At 64.9% G+C, this 18396-nt stretch carries 16 protein-coding genes; 7 read left to right on the top strand and 9 right to left on the bottom strand.

From position 1 onward, the window contains the following. Positions 1–55: 55 nt before the first annotated feature. On the top strand, positions 56–1312 hold the full coding sequence (locus tag RB623_RS18520; protein WP_308058390.1) for an aminopeptidase: 1257 nt from the start codon (positions 56–58) through the stop codon (positions 1310–1312). A gap of 78 nt (positions 1313–1390) precedes the next feature. Here RB623_RS18520 and RB623_RS18525 read toward each other — a convergent pair whose 3' ends face one another. The 3 genes from RB623_RS18525 to RB623_RS18535 form a co-directional block, all read right to left on the bottom strand. Continuing rightward, a complete protein-coding gene (locus tag RB623_RS18525) occupies positions 1391–1885 on the bottom strand; it encodes a GNAT family N-acetyltransferase (protein WP_308058391.1) in 495 nt (164 codons plus the stop codon). Then, a complete protein-coding gene (locus tag RB623_RS18530; RefSeq protein ID WP_308058392.1) occupies positions 1885–2169 on the bottom strand; it encodes a DUF1778 domain-containing protein in 285 nt (94 codons plus the stop codon). The genes RB623_RS18525 and RB623_RS18530 overlap by 1 nt, the downstream gene beginning before the upstream one ends. Before the next feature lie 183 nt (positions 2170–2352). Beyond that, on the bottom strand, positions 2353–2841 hold the full coding sequence (locus RB623_RS18535; RefSeq protein WP_308058393.1) for a winged helix DNA-binding protein: 489 nt from the start codon (positions 2839–2841) through the stop codon (positions 2353–2355). A gap of 46 nt (positions 2842–2887) precedes the next feature. Between RB623_RS18535 and RB623_RS18540 the strand changes: the two genes are divergently transcribed. From RB623_RS18540 to RB623_RS18550, 3 genes are all read left to right on the top strand, one after another. Next, the gene (locus tag RB623_RS18540) at positions 2888–4174 is read left to right on the top strand and encodes a nucleotide disphospho-sugar-binding domain-containing protein (RefSeq protein ID WP_308058394.1); all 1287 of its coding nucleotides are present in this window, start codon (positions 2888–2890) and stop codon (positions 4172–4174) included. A 34-nt stretch (positions 4175–4208) separates the two neighbouring features. Further along, positions 4209–5528 (top strand): guanitoxin biosynthesis pre-guanitoxin forming N-methyltransferase GntF, encoded by a 1320-nt coding sequence (gntF, locus tag RB623_RS18545; RefSeq protein ID WP_308058395.1) that lies wholly within the window; start codon positions 4209–4211, stop codon positions 5526–5528. Between the two features lie 158 nt (positions 5529–5686). After that, positions 5687–6829: an alanine--glyoxylate aminotransferase family protein gene (locus RB623_RS18550; RefSeq protein WP_308058396.1), complete on the top strand. Its 1143-nt coding sequence runs from the start codon at positions 5687–5689 to the stop codon at positions 6827–6829. Positions 6830–6897: 68 nt separating this feature from the next. Here RB623_RS18550 and RB623_RS18555 read toward each other — a convergent pair whose 3' ends face one another. The 6 genes from RB623_RS18555 to RB623_RS18580 form a co-directional block, all read right to left on the bottom strand. Continuing rightward, a complete protein-coding gene (locus RB623_RS18555; RefSeq protein ID WP_308058397.1) occupies positions 6898–7245 on the bottom strand; it encodes an ArsC family reductase in 348 nt (115 codons plus the stop codon). A gap of 70 nt (positions 7246–7315) precedes the next feature. After that, the gene (locus RB623_RS18560) at positions 7316–9136 is read right to left on the bottom strand and encodes an indolepyruvate oxidoreductase subunit beta family protein (RefSeq protein ID WP_308058398.1); all 1821 of its coding nucleotides are present in this window, start codon (positions 9134–9136) and stop codon (positions 7316–7318) included. Beyond that, positions 9129–11282 carry an indolepyruvate ferredoxin oxidoreductase subunit alpha gene (locus RB623_RS18565; RefSeq protein ID WP_308058399.1) on the bottom strand — a complete coding sequence of 718 codons (2154 nt, stop codon included), beginning with the start codon at positions 11280–11282 and terminating at the stop codon, positions 9129–9131. The genes RB623_RS18560 and RB623_RS18565 overlap by 8 nt, the downstream gene beginning before the upstream one ends. Before the next feature lie 184 nt (positions 11283–11466). Continuing rightward, positions 11467–11949, bottom strand: a complete 483-nt coding sequence (locus RB623_RS18570) for a MarR family transcriptional regulator (protein ID WP_308058400.1) — start codon at positions 11947–11949, stop codon at positions 11467–11469. Then, the gene (locus RB623_RS18575) at positions 11949–13517 is read right to left on the bottom strand and encodes an NAD(P)/FAD-dependent oxidoreductase (RefSeq protein WP_308058401.1); all 1569 of its coding nucleotides are present in this window, start codon (positions 13515–13517) and stop codon (positions 11949–11951) included. The genes RB623_RS18570 and RB623_RS18575 overlap by 1 nt, the downstream gene beginning before the upstream one ends. Before the next feature lie 266 nt (positions 13518–13783). Continuing rightward, the gene (locus tag RB623_RS18580) at positions 13784–14572 is read right to left on the bottom strand and encodes a cyclase family protein (RefSeq protein ID WP_308058402.1); all 789 of its coding nucleotides are present in this window, start codon (positions 14570–14572) and stop codon (positions 13784–13786) included. A 118-nt stretch (positions 14573–14690) separates the two neighbouring features. Between RB623_RS18580 and RB623_RS18585 the strand changes: the two genes are divergently transcribed. From RB623_RS18585 to RB623_RS18595, 3 genes are read left to right on the top strand one after another with little or no spacing between them, the layout of a single operon-like run. Beyond that, a complete protein-coding gene (locus tag RB623_RS18585; RefSeq protein WP_308058403.1) occupies positions 14691–16265 on the top strand; it encodes an NAD(P)/FAD-dependent oxidoreductase in 1575 nt (524 codons plus the stop codon). 59 nt (positions 16266–16324) lie between these two features. Further along, positions 16325–16729 (top strand): RidA family protein, encoded by a 405-nt coding sequence (locus RB623_RS18590; protein ID WP_308058405.1) that lies wholly within the window; start codon positions 16325–16327, stop codon positions 16727–16729. Positions 16730–16767: 38 nt separating this feature from the next. After that, positions 16768–18297 (top strand): ABC transporter substrate-binding protein, encoded by a 1530-nt coding sequence (locus RB623_RS18595; RefSeq protein WP_308058406.1) that lies wholly within the window; start codon positions 16768–16770, stop codon positions 18295–18297. Positions 18298–18396: the final 99 nt, after the last annotated feature.

Here is an 18396-nt window from a genome sequence, read left to right on the forward strand (position 1 = left end):
GATCGGCCCGGGCGACCTATCTATGCCCAGTCCAATCTCGAAGAAGGTTTTGTCCATGACCTCGCACCCCGGCACGCTTTCCGCCTCGATCGATCCCGAAAAACTCGACCGGCTGGCCGAGGTGGCGGTGAAGGTGGGGCTCCGGCTGCGGCGCGGACAGGATCTGGTGATGACGGCGCCGGTCGCCGCGCTGCCGCTGGTGCGCAAAATCACGGAGCACGCATACAAGGCCGGCGCCGGGCTGGTGACGCCGATCTTTTCGGACGAGGAGATCACGCTCGCGCGCTACCGCAACGCCCCCGACGAGAGTTTCGACCGCGCCCCCAACTGGCTCTACGAGGGCATCGCAAAAGCCTTCGACAACAATGCGGCGCGGCTGGCGATCGTCGGCGAGAACCCGATGCTGCTGTCGGGCGAGGATCCGTCAAAGGTGGCGCGGGCGAACAAGGCCAACTCGATCGCCTACCAGCCGGCGCTGGAAAAGATCGCCGGCTTCGACATCAACTGGAACATCGTCTCCTATCCGAGCCTGTCGTGGGCGAAGCTGATGTTTGCCGACGACAGCGAGGACATCGCCGTGGCGAAACTGGCGGACGCCATCTTTGCGGCGTCGCGGGTGGACGCCGGCGACCCGGTTGCCGCCTGGCGCGACCACAACGCGGCCCTTGCCGAAAAGAGCAAGTGGCTGAACGGCGAGCGCTTCAGCGCGCTGCATTATACCGGGCCGGGCACCGACCTGACGGTGGGCCTGGCCGACGGCCACGAATGGCACGGCGGCGCCTCGACCGCCAAGAACGGCATCACTTGCAATCCCAACATCCCGACCGAGGAAGTGTTCACCACGCCGCACGCGCAGCGCGTCGAAGGATATGTGCGCAGCACAAAACCGCTGTCGCACCAGGGCACGCTGATCGACAACATCGAGGTGCGGTTCGAAAAGGGCCGGATCGTCGAGGCCAAGGCAACGCGCGGCGAGGAAGTGCTGAAAAAAGTGCTGGACACCGACGAGGGCGCGCGGCGGCTGGGCGAAGTGGCGCTGGTGCCGCATTCCTCGCCGATCTCGAAAAGCGGGCTCCTGTTCTACAACACGCTGTTCGACGAGAACGCCGCCAGCCACATCGCGCTCGGCCAGTGCTATTCGAAATGTTTTATCGGCGGCGACACGATCACGCCCGAACAGATCGCGGCGCAGGGCGGCAACAAGAGCCTTATCCACATCGACTGGATGATCGGCTCGGACAAGATCGACATAGACGGTGTGCGCGCCGACGGGTCGAAGGCGCCGGTGATGCGAAAGGGCGAGTGGGTGTAGGGAGGGATGCTCCGAGACGCCGGGCCGCGCTGTCGCGCCGGTTGACCCGATCAAGGCGAGACTGGCGTAAGCCTCATCTCAGTTGGCGGCCGGACGCGCCATCCCCTTGAGGGACAGAACCAGCGTCAGAGGGTTGCCCTGCAGGGACGAAAAGCCGTACCGCAGGTAGAAAGCTCGCGCTTCTTCGGAAATTGCGTGAACGAGCAGACCGCGAATGCCCAGTATCTCCGCGGCCTGCCCCGCGCGAAGAACCGCATCTTGCAAAAGGGCCGTGCCGATGCCTTTGCCTTGCCAGTGGCGGTCCACGGCCAGCCGTCCGAGGATTGCCATCGGGATAGGGTCCGGCATGTTTCTGCGAAAACTGCCGGGCGCAACGGCAAGAGCGAGCGCGCCCGAGGACAGGCAATAGTAGCCGATCACCCTTTCATCGTCGGTCAGCACGTAGGTTCGAGACGCGCCGCCCAGTTGGTTGGTCCAGGCGCGACGACGCAACCATTGATCCAAACTCTCCGTGCCGCTGGAAAACGTCTCGAGATCATGCGCTTCCGCCAGTGGCGCGGGCGCGGAAAACATCAGTCAGCCCAAGGTTTTGGCGCATTCATGAGCCGGGCAAACCCCTCCCCGGCGGGCGGGCTGTCGAGAATCTCCAGATACCGGCGATAGGTGTCTGCATCGACCCTGATCAGGGTCTGGTCGAGAAGCGTATCCTCCGCAGCGCGGTAGGCAGCATCGATCATGAACTCGGACCGGCTCTTTCCACGTATGCCCGCCGCGCGGTCGATGAGGGCGCGCATGTCGTCGCGAACACGCAGATTGATTGCGCGTACGTGTTTCGGATGTGTTGCGCTGTCAGCCATGGCACGCAGTATAGACGATTTTCCAAGATGTCGCGATACACAATGTGTATCGGACACACGTCTAGATCGACACAGACTGCATCCGCGCCGACGGGTCGAAGGCGCCGGTGATGCGCAAGGCCGAGTGGGCGTCGGCGGCCGCCAGCGGAGACGGGCGCCTTTCGGCATGATGACCAGGCTCGATCAGGCTCCGCGCACGGTGCGGGCAAGCCGTGACAGCAGTTCCACCAGCACTTGCTGTTCGTCACCCGACAGGGCGGCAAACCAGCCGGCGATCGCGGCATAGTCTTCGGCGTTGCGATTTTCCCAACCCGGCTGACCCGCCTCCGTCGCCTCCAATCGCCTGACGCGCGCGTCGCGGTCGTCCGAGACGATTTTCAGCATGCCCTTCCGCTCCAGCGCCGAAGCGACCTGCTTGGCATTCTGGTGCGTGGTGGACATGGCGGCGGCGACCTCGCCCAATGTCGGCCGGCCACGCATCCTGACGACGGTCAGCAGGAAGCCCTGCTGGCTGGTCAGCCCTTCTTCCCGGAGGCGCTGGTCGTACAAATAGCGAAGCCGCTGGCCGGTGTAGGAAATCAACCGGAAACAGCGCACGGCATCGGCCGCCGAACCGGCGGCGCGGCTCTCTTCGTCGGTAATGTCGGCAAAGGGCTTGATCGGATCCTGCATTTAGGTAATATATTACATATCTGCTTGTCACGCAAGGAGCGGCGCCATGATCTGTCTCATGCCGAACTGCGCGTTCATCTCCGAAACCTCGCGCATGATCCAGATCTACAAGGCGCTCAAGGACCGAGGGGTCGCGGCGCGGATCGCCACGCATGGCGGCATGCATGAAACGCTGCTGAAAGACGAAGGCATCGACTACGACATTATCGGCCCGCACATGGACGAGGCGCGCAGCCGCCGTTTCCTCCGCGACACGGTGGGCATCGGCGACCCCGGTCAGAGCATGTACGACCCGGACGAAATGCGAACCTATGTGCTCGCCGAGGTGGAGTATTTTCGGTGTCACGAGGTGCAGGCTGTCGTCATCGGCTTCACCCTGACGACGCTCCTGTCGACGCGGATCGCGGACGTGCTGCTCGTTACGCAGCATGCGGGATCATATATTCCCCCGCTCTTCGAAAGGGGGATGTTGCCGGCGCCGTCGCGGCCAGTCCAGCCGTTCTTCAACTATATCCCGCGCAGCCTTGCGCGGTTCCTGATCAACAAGGCGACGAATACCCCGCGGCTCTATCTCAAGGCTTTCGACGCGCTCTGCGCCGAACTCGGCATCGCGCGCATACCGAGCTTTCCCGCCCTTCTGTTGGGCGATCTCTCGCTCGTCACCGAAGCGCCGGAAGTCTACGGTGTCAGCGAGGAGGAGATGCGCGCCTGGCGGCCGTCGGGAAGGGCGTATTGGCCGACGACACGGCTCGAATATACAGGCCCGATCTTCGCCGAATTCGACGCTCTCATCCCGATCGAGGTAGACGAGGCGCTCGGACGCAAGGGGCCAATCGTCTACGTTGCCATCACCTCCGCGCCCGCCGAACTCGTGCGCAGCGTGGTAAAGGAAGTGGCGGGCACAGGCGCCGAGGTGATCGTCGCGGCAACCGTCCACGATCTCTCCGATCTCGCCGGTCCCAGGGTCACGGTGGGCGGCATCCTGCCCAGCCAAAAAATCATGCCAAGGGTCGACCTGCTTGTCTCGGCGGGCGGCCAGGGCAGTTTGCAATGCGCCATGGCGGCCGGCACTCCGGTCATCGGCATCCCGCTGCAGCCCGAGCAGGACGCCAACGTGCATCTGCTGGAACTCAAGGGTGCGGCAAGGCTGCTGCCCGAGCGCGAGATCGGTCGCGGCAGGCTGGCCGTCCTGGTGCGCGAAATGACCACGCAGGAAAGTTACCGAACCTCCGCCCGGACAATCCAGGCGGCCTATGCCGGGCGCAACGGCCCGGCGCTCTCGGCGGACGCGATCGCGCGCCATGTCTGCAATCGGATGCACCAGGCCGGTTGATACCAGCCACCGACAGTGAAGCGAGGATGCCTCCATGCTCGCCAGGAACATTTTCGGATCGATCAGCCTGGCCGGGCAATTCAAGAAGTGGTCGGCCACCATCGTTGCGAATGCGGTTTCGACCTATGCCCTCGATACCGTCTGCACGGCCAGCGGCGCCCTGCTGGTGGCGTCCGGATTGCTCGCGAGCCTCGATTTCCGCTCCGCCGCTGTCATCCTGGCAATTTCATATCTGCTGTGGGCCGGCGGACTGTCGGCCAGCCTCGGCGCCAACTGGCGACTGCTGGAGGCGACTGGAACCAGTACGAGCCTTCTCTCCAAACTGGCCTACGATCTTGCCGGACTCCGGACCAGGTGCGCCAGCGTCCGCCGCTTCCTGAGCGCGGCGGGATATGTGGTGTTCGAACTGGCAAAGGAGTCGCCCTACTACGTAGTAGCCTTCGGGCTCGCTTTCGCCAGCGATTCATTCACCGGTGAGGAAGCGCTTGTTTTCCTGGCCGGCGCCAATGCCGGCGCCGCGGCTTACGAGTACGGACTTGGCTGGTCGACCTCCATTCTCGTCGGGAAGGCCGGACAGGCGCAATACGCATCCTTCGAAGAAGAGTGGGCGCCGAGGCAATATCTCGCCGACTACTACAGCACCGTCGATGCCGACGAGAAGAATACAATTGCGTTTTTCACGGAGGCCGCGCGGCGGATGCCCGCGGGCGAGCCTGTGCTGGTTTTCGGCGCCGGCCCGACGCTTCATCATGCCTTTGCATTGGCAAGGCGAGCCTCCGAGATCCACATGGGAGACTATCTTCGCTGCAATCTGGATGAGATTTCCCGCTGGATCGGCGGCGAGAAGAGTGCTCACGACTGGCAGGCATTCGTTCGCTACACACTCCAATGCGAGGGTGGCGAAAACCCCTCCCGGACGGACGTTCTTGCACGTGAGCGCCTTACGCGCGCCAGGATCACCGCCCTGCTGCAAGTCGACATCCGCAACGACCGTCCATTGGCAGGCACGCAACGATGCTATGCGGCGGTGCTGAGCGCCTATTGCGTCGACTCGGCGACGGACAATCTCGACGATTGGCGACATTACATGCGGCGGATCGTCGAACTGGTGCAGCCCGGTGGGACACTTTTTGTCGCGGCTCTCGGCGAAACACGCAGCTACTTCGTGGGCGGGAAGGTTTTTCCGAGCCCGTCGATCGGCGCGGCCGACATGGAAAGCGTGCTGAAGGATCACTTTCCGCCAGCGGAACTGACGATCAGGACTGTGTCCGTGCCGGAATGCGCAGCACACGGCTATGCGAGCATCATTCTCGCCGCCGGCCATGACCGAAGGGCAAAGCCCAGACCGGAATAATGACCGGCGGTCGACTCGGCAACGCCCTGGATGGCGCCGATTGGACTAAATCGGTTTTAGCACATTGCTAAATTCTTTAAATTTTACTTAGTGCGCTCCTTTACCTCATATGTCCTCACCGAACGGCGCTGGCGGCGCGCTCGCGGGAGGACAGGGCCATGAATGCGTTTTCCAGGAATGCGTTTTCGACCGTAGCGTTTTCGCCGCCGGCGCGGCTGCTGATGGGGCCGGGGCCGTCCAATGTCGCGCCAGAGGTGCTGGCCGCACAGGCGCAGGCCACGATCGGCCATCTCGACCCGGCCTTCGGCGAGTTGATGGAAAGCATCAAGGACCAGTTGAAGGCGGCGTTCCGTACGCACAACCGCGTGACGTTTCCGCTTTCGGCGCCGGCTTCACTCGCCATGGAGATGGCGCTGGTGACGCTGCTGGAGCCCGGCGACACCGCCATCATCGCCCAGAACGGCGTGTTCGGAGGGCGCATGGCGGAGATCGCCCGGCGGGCGGGCGCCGAGGTAAAACTCGTCGCCGGCGAATGGGGCCGGCCCGTCGACCCGCACGATGTGCGCGCGGCGCTGGCCGAGGCGCCGCACGCGAAAGTTTTGGCCTTCGTGCATGCGGAAACCTCGACCGGCGCGCTTTCCGACGCGGCGACGCTGTGCCGGCTGGCGCGCGAGGCGGGCATGATGAGCGTGGTCGACACGGTGACCGGGCTCGGCGGCGTGCCGGTTTCGGTGGACGAATGGGGCGCCGACGTCGTCTATTCCGGTACGCAGAAATGCCTGTCGGCGCCGCCCGGCCTGGCGCCCATCACTTTTTCGGACCGGGCCGTGGCGGCGGTGAAGGCCCGCAAGACGCCGGTGCAGAGCTGGTTCCTCGACCTCGGCCTGATCCTCGGCTACTGGGACGGAGAAGGTGCGCGCTCCTATCACCACACCGCGCCGGTGAACGCGCTGTTCGGCCTGCACGAGAGCCTGCGGCGGCTGCTTTCGGAAGGGCTGGAGGCGGCCTGGGCGCGGCATGAAGCCAACCATGAGCTTCTGGCCGAACGGCTGGAGGAACTGGATTTCGCCTTCGTCGTCGACAGACCATACCGGCTGCCGCAGCTCAACACCGTGTGGATACCGCAAGGCATCGACGACGCGCCGGCGCGGCGGCGGCTGCTCGACGAGTTCGGCATCGAGATCGGCGGCGGGCTGGGGCCGCTGGCCGGAAAGATCTGGCGCATCGGCCTGATGGGCGAGACTTGCCGGGCGGACAATGTCGAGCGCCTGGCGGAGGCGATCGCGGTCGTGAAGGGCTGAGGCGGGCGGCCGCTTCTGATGGCGTGCGAGCGCTTGGGGCGAAGGCGTCGGAGCGTATGCCGGGTTAGTCACCCGACCGCCTGCTCATAGACCTCCGGCTTGAAGCCGACGGTGAGTTTCCCGTCGATGTCGAGCACCGGCCGCTTGATCATGGTCGGATGTCTTAGCATCAGGCTGACCGACTTCGCCTCGTCCAGTCCGGCCTTGTCGGCGTCCGGCAGTTCGCGAAACGTGGTGCTGGATTTGTTGAGCAGCTTTTCCCAGCCGAGTTTTTTCACCCAGCCGCGCAAGGTCTTCTCGTCCAACCCCTCGGCCCGGTAGTCGTGGAAGCGGTATTTTCGGCCGTGGCCGTCGAGCCAGGTCCACGCCTTCTTCATCGTGTCGCAGGTCTTGATGCCGTAGATGGTGATGGGCAAGGGGGGCTCCTGGAATCGATGGATGCGCCTTTGTATGAGCCATCGGAACGATTGGCCATCCGCGATCGGTCTACTGCCCCAGCGACGCCACCGTCTTCAGCGCGCCGTCGAGCATATCCCCCTTCTCGTCCTTCAGCGCCGCCTCGCGCAGGCGGCGGATCCAGTCGGCGGCATCGGTGCGGCCCTTGACGAGGTCGAGGCCGGAGAGCACGCGCTCGAATTTCGACTGGGCGCGGGCGTGGGTGTCGGAATAACCCTTGATCAGCCGGCGGCATTCGAGGATCTCGACCGCCAGCGCGTAGTCCGTGGCAACATGATCTAGTGCGAGTGCGTACCAGCGCTCCAGGTGCTCGGTCTCGACCGCATGGCGCAGCAGCTTTCGGCGCCAGCGACGCAGGCCGCCGATGATCCACAGCGTGGCGAAGCCGGCAAAACCGTCGGTGCGCACATGGCGGCCGCGGTTGATGCGCCGGTCGAGCCAGGCGGAAAATTTCGGCCGTGCTTCTATGTAGCGGCCGAGGCCGGCCGGCATGGTGCCGCAAAATTCCTCGATGCGCGGATGGAAATATTCGGTGACGCGCAGCACGTTCTCGTCCCTGACGCCGACCTCGCGGCGCACGCGCGCGGCGCGGGTGGAGCGGGTCTTCAGGTCGGCGACGCGGATCATGTCGTCGTAGCACATGGCGTTGGCGAGATGTTTTGCCGCGGCCACCGACAGCGCGTAGTTGTGCGTGGGGGAGTCGAGAGCGACGGCGCGGGCGAGCCGGTCGAGATATTCGCCGCCATAGGCGAGATCCTGGTAGTCCACGACCTTTTTCAGCCCGCGCGCGGCCATGTCGCGGACGGGTTCGGGAAGGGCTGAGATGCGTGCGGTGAGGGTTTTCCAGCCGGCGAGTTGCGAAGCGGGGCCGGAGACTCCGAATTCGGTGGGGTTTGCGCCGCCCCTCACCTGGCTGCCGCCATCTTCTCCTCGCAAGGACGGGGAGAGGGACGCTGTGTCTCGGGTTTCGCTAACCTTCAACGACGCAGAAGACGCTGCGGGCGCGACGACAGCCCCCTTCTCCCCGTCCTTACGGGGAGAAGGTCCCGGCAGGGGGGTCCGAAGGACGGGCGGCGCCGACATTTCGGTCGAGGACGCCGAGTCGGCAGCGGTTGCCGAGCTAGGGGTCAGATGCGCTTTGCCCTGATCGGGCAAGCCTCCCGGCCCGGAACCATGTGGCGGCACCGACGCCTCACCCCCTGCCCGCTCATAGGCGCCAGCAAACGCGGCAAGGCTCTGCTTGACGCCCCGGCCTCCGGCGCCGATCGCCGCCTCGTAGCTTTCGCGCGGGAATGGCAGCGCGCCGGAGCCGGCGAGCGCGCCGAGCAGGCTGGCGGAGATGACGGAGCCGGCCTGGACGGCGATCCTTTCCATGTCGAAGGTGACGAAACGTTTGGAGGCGGCCTCGGCGGCGGCCAGCACCTTCGGCGAGGAGGCGCGGCCGTCACCAGGTTCGATCTTTTCCGAGACGGCGGCGATGCGGTGCGAGGAGGCGATCAGCGTCGTGCGGTCGGGCGTGACGAAGCCGCGCATGATGGCGCGGCCGGCTTCCATCAGTTCGGCGGCGACCAGGATGTCGACGTCGCCTTGCGCCGGCGACAGCGCGAAGACCGGGCGGCGGCCGGTGTCGCGGCACATCTCGATGTAATAGATGGTGGCGCCGGTGCGCTGGGCGACGCCTGCGACCGAAGTGGACTGGGCGAGGTAGCCGCTGCGCTCGGCGGCATCGACGATCCAGTCACCGAGAACGCCGCCGCCCTGGCCGCCGACGGCGAGCAGCGCGAGCTTTATGATCTCGCCGTCTGCCGGCTCGTGGGTGCCTTCGGGCAGGATGATGACGGGCTCAGGCATCGGCGAAGGTCAGTCGCCGGGATTCGCGGAACCGCTGCAGCAAGCCGATCGCCTTGCGGCGGATGCGGTCGAGCAAACGGTCCCAGCCGCCCGGATTGTGGACGGTGTCGGCGCGGTAGAAGGATGGGCAGAGCACGGCGGCGTCCGCCACCTCGCCGCAATTGCCGCAGCCGACGCAGCTCTGGTCGATATGGGCGACCGGATCGTCGCGCAGCGGGTCGTCGAGCGACTTCACTGACAGCGACGGGCAGCCGGAGAGCCGCATGCAGGCGTGGTCGCCGGTGCAGATGTCCTCGTCGACGCCGAAGCGCGGTTTCACCACCGTCTCGCCGCCCTTGATGGCCTTGTCGAGCAGCGGGCGCTCGCGGCGCTGCCTGTTCAGCATACATTCGGACGAGGCGACGATGACCTTCGGGCCCTTCTCCTCGGTGGTGAGGGCCTCCCTCAGGGTCGCTTGCATCTTGGACACGTCATAGGTGCGGTCGATGTGGCGCACCCATTTGACCCCCATGCCCTTCACCGCCTCGGTGATCGGGTGTTTTGTCGACTTCGAGCGATTGGTGGCGCGCGAGGACAAAATGTCCTGGCCGCCGGTGGCGGCCGAGTAAAAATTGTCGACCACGACGATGACGCCGTCGTTGCGGTTGAACACCGCGTTGCCGATCGAGGAAGTCAGGCCGTTGTGCCAGAAGCCGCCGTCGCCGACGAAGGAGATGGAGCGTTTTTTGGCGTCCGGCGAATTGAAGGCGGAGGCCGAGGCAGGGCCGAGGCCGTAGCCCATCGTGGTGGCGCCGAGCTCGAAGGGCGGCATGATCGAGAACAGATGGCAGCCGATGTCGGAGGCGATGTGGTGTTTTCCCAGTTCCTGCTCGACCAGTTTTGTCGCGGCGAAGATCGGCCGTTCGGGACAGCCCGTGCAGAAGCCGGGCGGACGCCCGGGCACGACGCGCGACAGGTCGGGAATTTCGTGGCCGTTGCCGGCCTTGTTGGGCGCGCGCACCGCGGCAGGAAGCATGTGCGGCGCCTCGGCGCGCAGGAAGGCGCCGAGGCCGTCGAGCATCACCTGACCGGTATATTCGCCTGCCATCGGCAAAAATTCCTTGCCGACGAGTTTGGTGTCGCGCCCGGCCTTGTGAAGCATGGCGGCGAAGGCCTGCTCGATATAGTTGGGCTGGCCCTCCTCGACGACGAGGACGGCGTCCTTGCCCTCGCAGAAGTCCAGAAATTCGTCGTCGACCAGCGGGTAGACGGCGTTGAGCACGTAGAGCGGAATTTGCGTGTCGCCGAAATTGTCGGCGAGCCCGATGCGCTGCAGGGCGCGGATGACGGCGTTGTACATGCCGCCCTGCATGACGATGCCGACCGAGCCATTTTCGGCGCCGAAAAACTCGTTGATCTTGTTGCGGCGGATGAAATCGACGGCGGCGGGCCAGCGCTTTTCCACCTTCTCCTTCTCGTGCAGGAAAGAGGCCGGCGGCAACACGATACGGCCGGTGTCGCGGCGCGGGGCCGATAGTGCGTCGGCGACGGTCATGGCTGGACGCTTGTTGTCCTTGGCGATGAACTGGCCGTGCACATGGCAACAGCGGATGCGCACCTCCATTATCACCGGCGTGTTGGAGGCTTCCGAGAGCTCGAAACCGTCCTCGACCGCCTTGACGATCGACGGCAGGTTCGGCCGAGGGTCGAGCAGCCAGACCTGGCTTTTCATGGCAAAGGCGTGGCTGCGCTCCTGCATGATCGAGGAGCCTTCGCCATAGTCCTCGCCGCATATGATCAGCGCGCCGCCGGTGACGCCGCCGGAGGCAAGGTTGGCGAGTGCGTCGGAAGCGACATTGGTGCCGACGGTCGATTTGAAGGTGGCGGCGCCGCGGATCGGGTAGTGGACGGATGCCGCCAGCATCGCGGTGGCGGTGGCTTCCGAGGCCGAGGCTTCGAAATGCACGCCGAGTTCGCCGAGAATGTCCTGGGCGTCGGCCAGCACGTCCATCAGATGGCTGATTGGCGCGCCCTGGTAGCCACCGACATAACCCACGCCGCATTGCAGCAGCGCCTTGGTGATGGCGAGAATGCCTTCGCCGGAAAATTCCTCGCCGGCGCCGAGGCGGAGTTTTTTGACTTCCTCTGCGAAGGACCGTTCAGCCATGAGGTGTCTCCATATGGAGGTCCAGATAGGTTGTGCCCCCTCCACCGCCTCCGGCGGTCCCCCTCCCCCGCTCCGCAGGGGAGGAACCAGCGGCGCCGCTTGATCCTCCCCCGTTTACGGGGGAGGGGGACCACGCGTAGCGTGGTGGAGGGGGCGTCGAGGACGACGGTTGAATACCCATCCGTCAAATCTCATGCTTCCGGATGTTCTTCAGCATCTTCTGCAACGTCACGATGAGGGCCGAATATTCGTCCTCGCCGATGTCCTCGAACATCGCCTCGAAGGCGGCGTGCATGGCCGGCCAGGCGCGGCCGAACTCGGTGCGGCCATCGTCGGTCAGAAAAACCTTGCGCACGCGGCTGTCGGTCTCGCCGGTCTCGCGGCGCACCAGTCCGTGCGCTTCCAGCGCGTCCAGGGTGCGCGACAGCGTCGACTGCTCGATGACGGTGTAGACCGACAGGTCGCCGACGGTGACGCCGTCCATCACCGACAGCACGGCCAGTGTGCGCACCTGCGGGATGGTGCGGTGTTTCTTGCGGAAATCCTCGCGCAAAGTGGCGTTGTAGCGGCCCATGATGCGGTTCATCAGATAGGGCGCAAACTGCTGCAGCCCGATCTGGCCGAGCGTCGAGATGGGCACGCGTTTCTCGGCTACCTTCTGGTCCATCAGAGCCTGCTCCCGAGAAGGAAGCCGGAGCCGCCGCCAAGTCCCGCGCCCGGATGGGTGGAGGCGCCGATGTGATAGAGATTCTTCACGTCGGTCTCGTGGTTGCGCGTGCCCTTGAACGGCCGCCACAGGAACGCCTGGTCGATGGTCGAGGAGCCGCCATAGGGGTCACCGCCGACGAGGTTGATGTTCATGGTCTCGAGATCGGCCGGCGAATAGCTTTTTCGCGCGATCACGGTTTCCTTGAAGCCGTCGATATGGCTTGCAAGGATCGCCTCGGCGCGGTCGGCGTAGGCTTCGCGCAGTTGTTCGGTCCAGCCGCCATCGGCGACGATCAGTTTTCCGGCGGCGTCGCCCTTGATGTGGCGCGGCGCCTCGGGAAGCTGCAGCCACAGGATCGCCTTGCCGGCCGGGCAGCGCGACGGGTCGAGCGCATGCGGTTGGCCGACGCAGATGGTCGGCACGTCCGGCAGCATGCCCCGCGCGGCCTCGTTGCAGGCCTTCGACACGCCGTCGAGGCCGGGCGTCAGATGCAGCAGCGCCACTTGGCCCAGCCCTTCGCCCTTCCAAGCCGGCGGGCGGTCGAGCGCGTAGTGGATCTGGAAATTGCCCTTGCCGTAGCGAAAATTCTTCACCGCGTCCGGCTCGCCGGCGGGTTTTGCACCGCCGAGCAGGCGGTCGTAGAGCTGTGTCGGCGTGACCGAGCAGATGACCCCCTTGCTCGCGGAAATCTCCTGGCCGGAGGCAAGCCGAACGCCGGTGGCGCGGCCGCCTGCCTGCACGATCGAGGCGACGTCTGCGCCGGTTCGGATTTCTCCGCCGCGCTCGCGGATGAGCTTTTCGAAGGCCGAAAGCAGGTTTTTCCCGCCGCCCTTGACGATGGACGCGCCGGCCGCCTCCAGCGCGAAGGCGATGACTTTAGCGATCTGGCCGGAAAAAGCGTCTTCGGGGCCGAGACCGGCATGCAGCACCCAAGGCGCCCATAAGGCCCGGGTCAGGTCCGATTCGTAGCCGCTTTCCAGCCAGCCGCGCGCCGGCACAAGCGCCTCGCCAAGGAATGCCGCCAGCCCACGCGGGCCGCGCCGCCACGCTTCGCCCGCCAGCAGCTTGAAGGTCGGATAGCTCCAGAGATTGCCGCCGAGCAGCGAAAACAGCAGGCCGGCATTACGCTCGATGCCGCCGACGTCGTTTGCGTGCCGGTCGCCATCGCCCGGCTCGATGGCGTTGAGGGCGGCGATATTGGCGGCGCGGTCGGTGCGGATGATGGCGTGGCTGCCGTCCGGCCGCAACACGCCGGTCGGCGTCACCGTGTGGCAGAACTCGAGGCCGTGCCGGGCAAGGTCGGACCCAAGCGCCGCATAAGCCGGGCCGGTGATGAACAGCACGAAAGTGGTGGCCATCACGTCGTGGACAAAACCCGGCGCGGTGATCTCCTCGGTGCGGACGCAGCCGCCGATACGGTCGTTGCGCTCCAGCACAAGGACTTTTCGGCCCTTGCCGCCGAGGATCGCCGCGCAGACGAGAGCGTTGATGCCGCTGCCGACGATGATGTGATCGGGAGCGGTCATGGGGTTTGCGCCCTTACCCTCCCCCTTGTGGGGAGGGTCGATGAGCAGGCGGAACGAAGTGAAGTCTGCGAAGCGGGGTGGGGGTAGACGTAGGGCGCCGAGAACCCGAGATCATTTGCGCGGCGCAGACGTGATAGCGTCCTCACCCCCACCCCGTCTCTCTCGCCTTGCTTCGCAAAGCTCGCTCGCCGACCCTCCCCACAAGGGGGAGGGTAAGAGATCGTGCCTCCGGCCGCGCGCATGACCTACTCCTAGGCCGCTTGGTCCTACCTCGCCACCAGCGCCAGGGCGCGGATCGGGCTGCCGGTGCCGTGCTCGATCTTCAGCGGCGCGACGATCAGGATGGCGCCGCGGGCCGGCAGCTTGTCGAGGTTGCACAGGCTGGCGAGGCCGTATTTGTTGGCCTTGTGCATCAGCGTATGGGCCGGGAACGGCGGCTCCATGCCGCCCGCCTTGCCGGCATCGGTGCCTATGGTCTGCGAACCCCAGCCGGCGACGTCCTTCTCGATCAGATAGATGATCGCCTCGGCGGTCGGGCCGGGCGTGTGCGGGCCGGTCTCGTTGGCGTTGAGGAACTCCGCCTCGGAACCGCCGTGCCGGTCCCAGTCGGTGCGCATGACCACCCATTCGCCGGGATTGATGGCGCCGTGTTTGGCTTCCCACGCCTTGATGTGGTCGACGGTGAGCAGGAAGTCCGGGTCGGCGGCGGCTTCCTTCGAGCAATCGATGACATTGACCGGTCCGACGAACTTTTGGGCCGGAATGGTGTCGGTGGCGCCGTCGGCATAGTCCTTGCCGGAGATCCAGTGGATCGGCGCGTCGAAATGCGTGCCCGAATGCTCGCCGAGCTTCAGCCAGTTCCAGGCCCACCACGGGCCGTTCTTGTCGTATTCGGAGATCTTGTGGATCTCGACCTTGGGCGTGTCGACCGCCAGCTCCGGCGGCAGCTTGATCAGCGGGGTGTCGGGGCCGAGCGGCGCCGAAAGGTCGACCACCTCGATGCCGCCCGAAAGCAACTGGCCGGCGAGTTCGCCGAGAAGTTTCTGCTTGTCCATGATCGTCGTTCCCTCTTGCGGTGTCACCCAAAGACTCTGCGGTCGTTGACATATCCTACTAGACGAAAACCCATGCATCTGCAATTATCTTTAAGCCTAAAACAAAATGGGTGGGGGCGTGAGCGAGTTCGACGCCATACTGGTCGGGGCGGGCCACAACAGCCTGGCATGCGCCGCGCATCTGGCCGCGAAAGGCTGGAAAGTCGGCGTTTTCGAACGCAACGCGACGCTTGGCGGCGCCGTCAGGACGCAGGAATACACGCTTCCCGGTTTCCGTCACGATTTCGGCGCGATGAATCTGAGCCTGTTCGCCGGCTCGGCCTTCCACAAAATGTATGCAAATGAATTGAAATCGCATGGGCTCGAATTCGCGCCCGTGGCCGATTGTTTCGCCAGCGTCTTCCCCGACGGCAAATGGTTCGGGGTGAGCACCGACCTGGAAAAAACGGCGACGCGCATCGCAGCCTTCTCGTCCGCCGACGCCGATGCATGGCGAAAGCTGGTGGCGGCGTTTCCGGGTGAGGCGGAGCATCTGTTCCGCCTGCTCGGCTCGCCGATGGGTTTTCGCGCGCTGGCCGGCACCGGCTGGAATCTCTGGCGGAAAAAGGGGGTTTCCGGCGCGCTCGACACCGCCCGGCTGCTGCTGTCGTCGCCGCGCGCCTGGCTGGACGAGAATTTCGCCTCGCCGCATGTCAAGGCGACGCTGGCCGCCTGGGGCATGCATCTCGACTTCGCACCCGACATCGCCGGCGGCGCGGTATTCCCATATCTGGAATCCATGGCCAACCAAAATTTCGGCATGGTGCTCGGCAAAGGTGGGGCCGACACGATGATCCGGGCGCTGGAGAACATGGTGACCGCGGCGGGCGGAAAAATCTTCACCAATGCCGATGTGGCCGAGATCACAACGGCGGGCGGCAAGGCCACCGGCATCCGGCTCGCCTCAGGCGAGACGCATAGTGCGGCGAAGGCGGTGATCGCCGGCGTCGCACCAGGCGCCTTGGCGGGCAGGCTTTTGCCCAACGGTTCCGGCGATGCGGGATTTGACACGGCGATGAAAAAATTTCGCCACGCGCCGGGCACCATGATGATCCACCTGGCATTGGACGATCTGCCCAACTGGCAGGCGGGAGCCGAGCTTCGGCAATTCGCCTATGTGCATCTGGCACCGTCGCTCGACCAGATGGCGAAAACCTACAGCCAAGCAATTGCCGGCCTGCTGCCCGACGAACCGGTGCTGGTGGTTGGCCAGCCGACTGCGATCGATGCTTCCCGCGCGCCGGCGGGAAAACATGTGCTGTGGGTGCAGGTGCGGGCGCTGCCTGCCGAGATTGCCGGCGATGCGGCGGGCGAGATCCAGCCGGCCCCGTGGGAGACCGTGAAAGAGCGGTATGCGGAGCGCGTGCTCGACATCATCGAGCACTATGCGCCGGGGCTGCGCGGAAAAATCCTCGGGCGCGCGATATTCTCGCCGCTCGACCTCGAACGCGAGAATCCGAACCTGGTGGGCGGCGACCAGATCTGCGGCAGCCATCATATCTCGCAGAATTTCCTGTTCCGGCCGGCACGCGGCTTCGCCAAGTGGAATACGCCGGTGGAACGGCTGCATCTGACGGGCGCGGCGACCTGGCCGGGCGCCGGCGTCGGCGCGGCATCGGGCTTCATGCTGGCCCGGCAGCTTGCGGGCCGTTGAAACGACAAACGAATAGGACGCCGCCTCAACGGGCCGGCGAGGAACGAATGGAGGTGCCGATGAAACGCAAACCGATCAATCCGGCAACCATGTACAAGGCGACACCGTATGGGTTCTCCCATGCCGTGGAGCAGAATGGCGGGCGCACGCTGCACATGTCTGGCCAAGTGGCCTGGAACGCGGCAGGCGAACTCGTCGGCAGGGGCGATCTGGCCGCGCAAACGCGGCAGGCGCTTGCGAACTTGAAGCAGGTGCTGGCCGAAGTGGGCGGCACGCCAGCCAACATCGTGCGGCTGAGAACCTATGTCGTCGGCCACACACCGGACAAGCTCGGCCCAGTCACGGAAGAGATCCTTGCCTTCTATGGCGACACCGTGCCGGCCGCCAACACGTGGATCGGCGTGCAGGCGCTCGCAATGCCCGACTTCCTGATCGAGATCGAGGCGACAGCAGTTCTAGACTGAAAATTCAGCTCACAATCAACAACATGGGGAACATTGTCATGACTATGAACAGACGCGAACTTCTCGGCTACGGCGCTTCGGCGCTCGGCGTGGCGGCGATCGGCATGCCGAACATCGCCCGCGCGCAGGCGAGCGAACTGACCATCGCCTACAACGTCAACCTGCCTTCCTGGGACCCGACCACCGGCCCCTCGGCCGTCAACCCGACCATCCAGGGCATCTACCAGTCGGTGTTCGACCAGTTCATCCCGCAGGCGCCCGACCTGTCCTTCGGTCCCGGCCTGCTGACGCAATGGGGCTGGAACCAGGACCGCACCAAGGTGATGATGACCGTGCGCGAGGGCGTGACCTGGCATGACGGCTCGCCGTTCACGGCGGAGGACATCGTGTGGTCGCTGCAGCGCGCCGGCGACGAGAAGACCGGCAACCCGATCCAGTTCGTGTGGAAGAACGTCAACAACTTCAAGATCGACGGCAACACCATCACCGGCGACGTCGTCCAGTTCGACCCGGTCTATTTCAAGTGGATGTCGTTCCTCACCGGCTACGTGCTGCCAAAAGCCTATTATGAGAAGGTCGGCGCTGAAGGGTTTGAGGCAAAGCCCATCGGCACCGGGCCGTACATGGTCGACAAGTTCGAGCGCAACGCCTTCCTGCGGCTGAAGGCCAACCCCAACTACTGGGGCGGCAAGCCGGCCTTCGAGAACGTGACCATAAAGTTCGTGACCGACGCGGCGAGCCGCGTCGCCGAGATCGAGTCCGGCTCCTCGCAGGTCACGCTGGAAATCCCCTACGAGGAATACGACCGGTTGATTGGCAAGGACGGACTGGCCGGCTCCTGCGACACCGTCTCCGACATCGGCATGGTGTTCTTCAACGACATCGACGTGATGAAGGACGCCAATGTGCGCAAGGCGGCCGTCATGTCGGTGGACAAGAAGCTCCTGGTCGACCGGCTGCTGCGCGGCTACGGCCTGCCCATTGACACGCTGGAGACCCCGGAATACGCGGCCTTCGACCCGTCGATCAAGGTCGAATACAATCCGGACAAGGCGAAGGAACTGCTGGCTGCGTCAGGTTATTCCACCGACAAGCCGGTAAAATTCACGATCCAGACCACCAAGGGTTTCAAGCCCAAGGACTACGAGATGATCCAGGCGATCGTCGGCATGTGGCGCAAGGTCGGCATCGAGGCCAACATCGAGGTCTACGAGATCGCCAAGCATTACGAGCTGCGCGCCGCCGACCATCTCGCGCCTGCCGCCTTCTACAACTGGGGCAATTCGATCGGCGACCCGACCACCTCGACCGGCTTCGCAATGTACGGGCCGAGCCCGCATTCGGTCTGGGACGGCCAGGACGTCATCGACGCGATCAACCCGCTGTGGGCCGAGCCGGACGAGGCAAAACGCATCGCCGGCTGGAAGGCGGTGTCGAAACTGATCGCCGACAACGCCTATGTGCTGCCGCTGCTGCAATATGCGCAGCCGATCGTGCATGCCAAGGGTGTGAAGGTGGTGCCGCACAAGTCGGGTGCGCTGCTGCCCGCTTTGATGACGCCGGCGTGAGGCTGGCCGAAAATTCGCCAGGACGGGCTGCAAATGTCGATTTCTGCGCTTCCGGTGCTCACGTACCCAAACGTACGCTCCGCTCCGGTTCTCGAAATC

Origin of the sequence: Mesorhizobium sp. LHD-90, assembly GCF_030929505.1 — a bacterium.
Taxonomy (GTDB): domain Bacteria; phylum Pseudomonadota; class Alphaproteobacteria; order Rhizobiales; family Rhizobiaceae; genus Kumtagia.

Coding starts and splice junctions, on each gene's coding strand:
- RB623_RS18520 (WP_308058390.1), top strand. CDS start 56: ATGACCTCGCACCCCGGCACGCTTTCCGCCTCGATCGATCCCGAAAAA.
- RB623_RS18525 (WP_308058391.1), bottom strand. CDS start 1,885: ATGTTTTCCGCGCCCGCGCCACTGGCGGAAGCGCATGATCTCGAGACG.
- RB623_RS18530 (WP_308058392.1), bottom strand. CDS start 2,169: ATGGCTGACAGCGCAACACATCCGAAACACGTACGCGCAATCAATCTG.
- RB623_RS18535 (WP_308058393.1), bottom strand. CDS start 2,841: ATGCAGGATCCGATCAAGCCCTTTGCCGACATTACCGACGAAGAGAGC.
- RB623_RS18540 (WP_308058394.1), top strand. CDS start 2,888: ATGATCTGTCTCATGCCGAACTGCGCGTTCATCTCCGAAACCTCGCGC.
- gntF (WP_308058395.1), top strand. CDS start 4,209: ATGCTCGCCAGGAACATTTTCGGATCGATCAGCCTGGCCGGGCAATTC.
- RB623_RS18550 (WP_308058396.1), top strand. CDS start 5,687: ATGAATGCGTTTTCCAGGAATGCGTTTTCGACCGTAGCGTTTTCGCCG.
- RB623_RS18560 (WP_308058398.1), bottom strand. CDS start 9,136: ATGCCTGAGCCCGTCATCATCCTGCCCGAAGGCACCCACGAGCCGGCA.
- RB623_RS18565 (WP_308058399.1), bottom strand. CDS start 11,282: ATGGCTGAACGGTCCTTCGCAGAGGAAGTCAAAAAACTCCGCCTCGGC.
- RB623_RS18570 (WP_308058400.1), bottom strand. CDS start 11,949: ATGGACCAGAAGGTAGCCGAGAAACGCGTGCCCATCTCGACGCTCGGC.
- RB623_RS18575 (WP_308058401.1), bottom strand. CDS start 13,517: ATGACCGCTCCCGATCACATCATCGTCGGCAGCGGCATCAACGCTCTC.
- RB623_RS18580 (WP_308058402.1), bottom strand. CDS start 14,572: ATGGACAAGCAGAAACTTCTCGGCGAACTCGCCGGCCAGTTGCTTTCG.
- RB623_RS18590 (WP_308058405.1), top strand. CDS start 16,325: ATGAAACGCAAACCGATCAATCCGGCAACCATGTACAAGGCGACACCG.
- RB623_RS18595 (WP_308058406.1), top strand. CDS start 16,768: ATGACTATGAACAGACGCGAACTTCTCGGCTACGGCGCTTCGGCGCTC.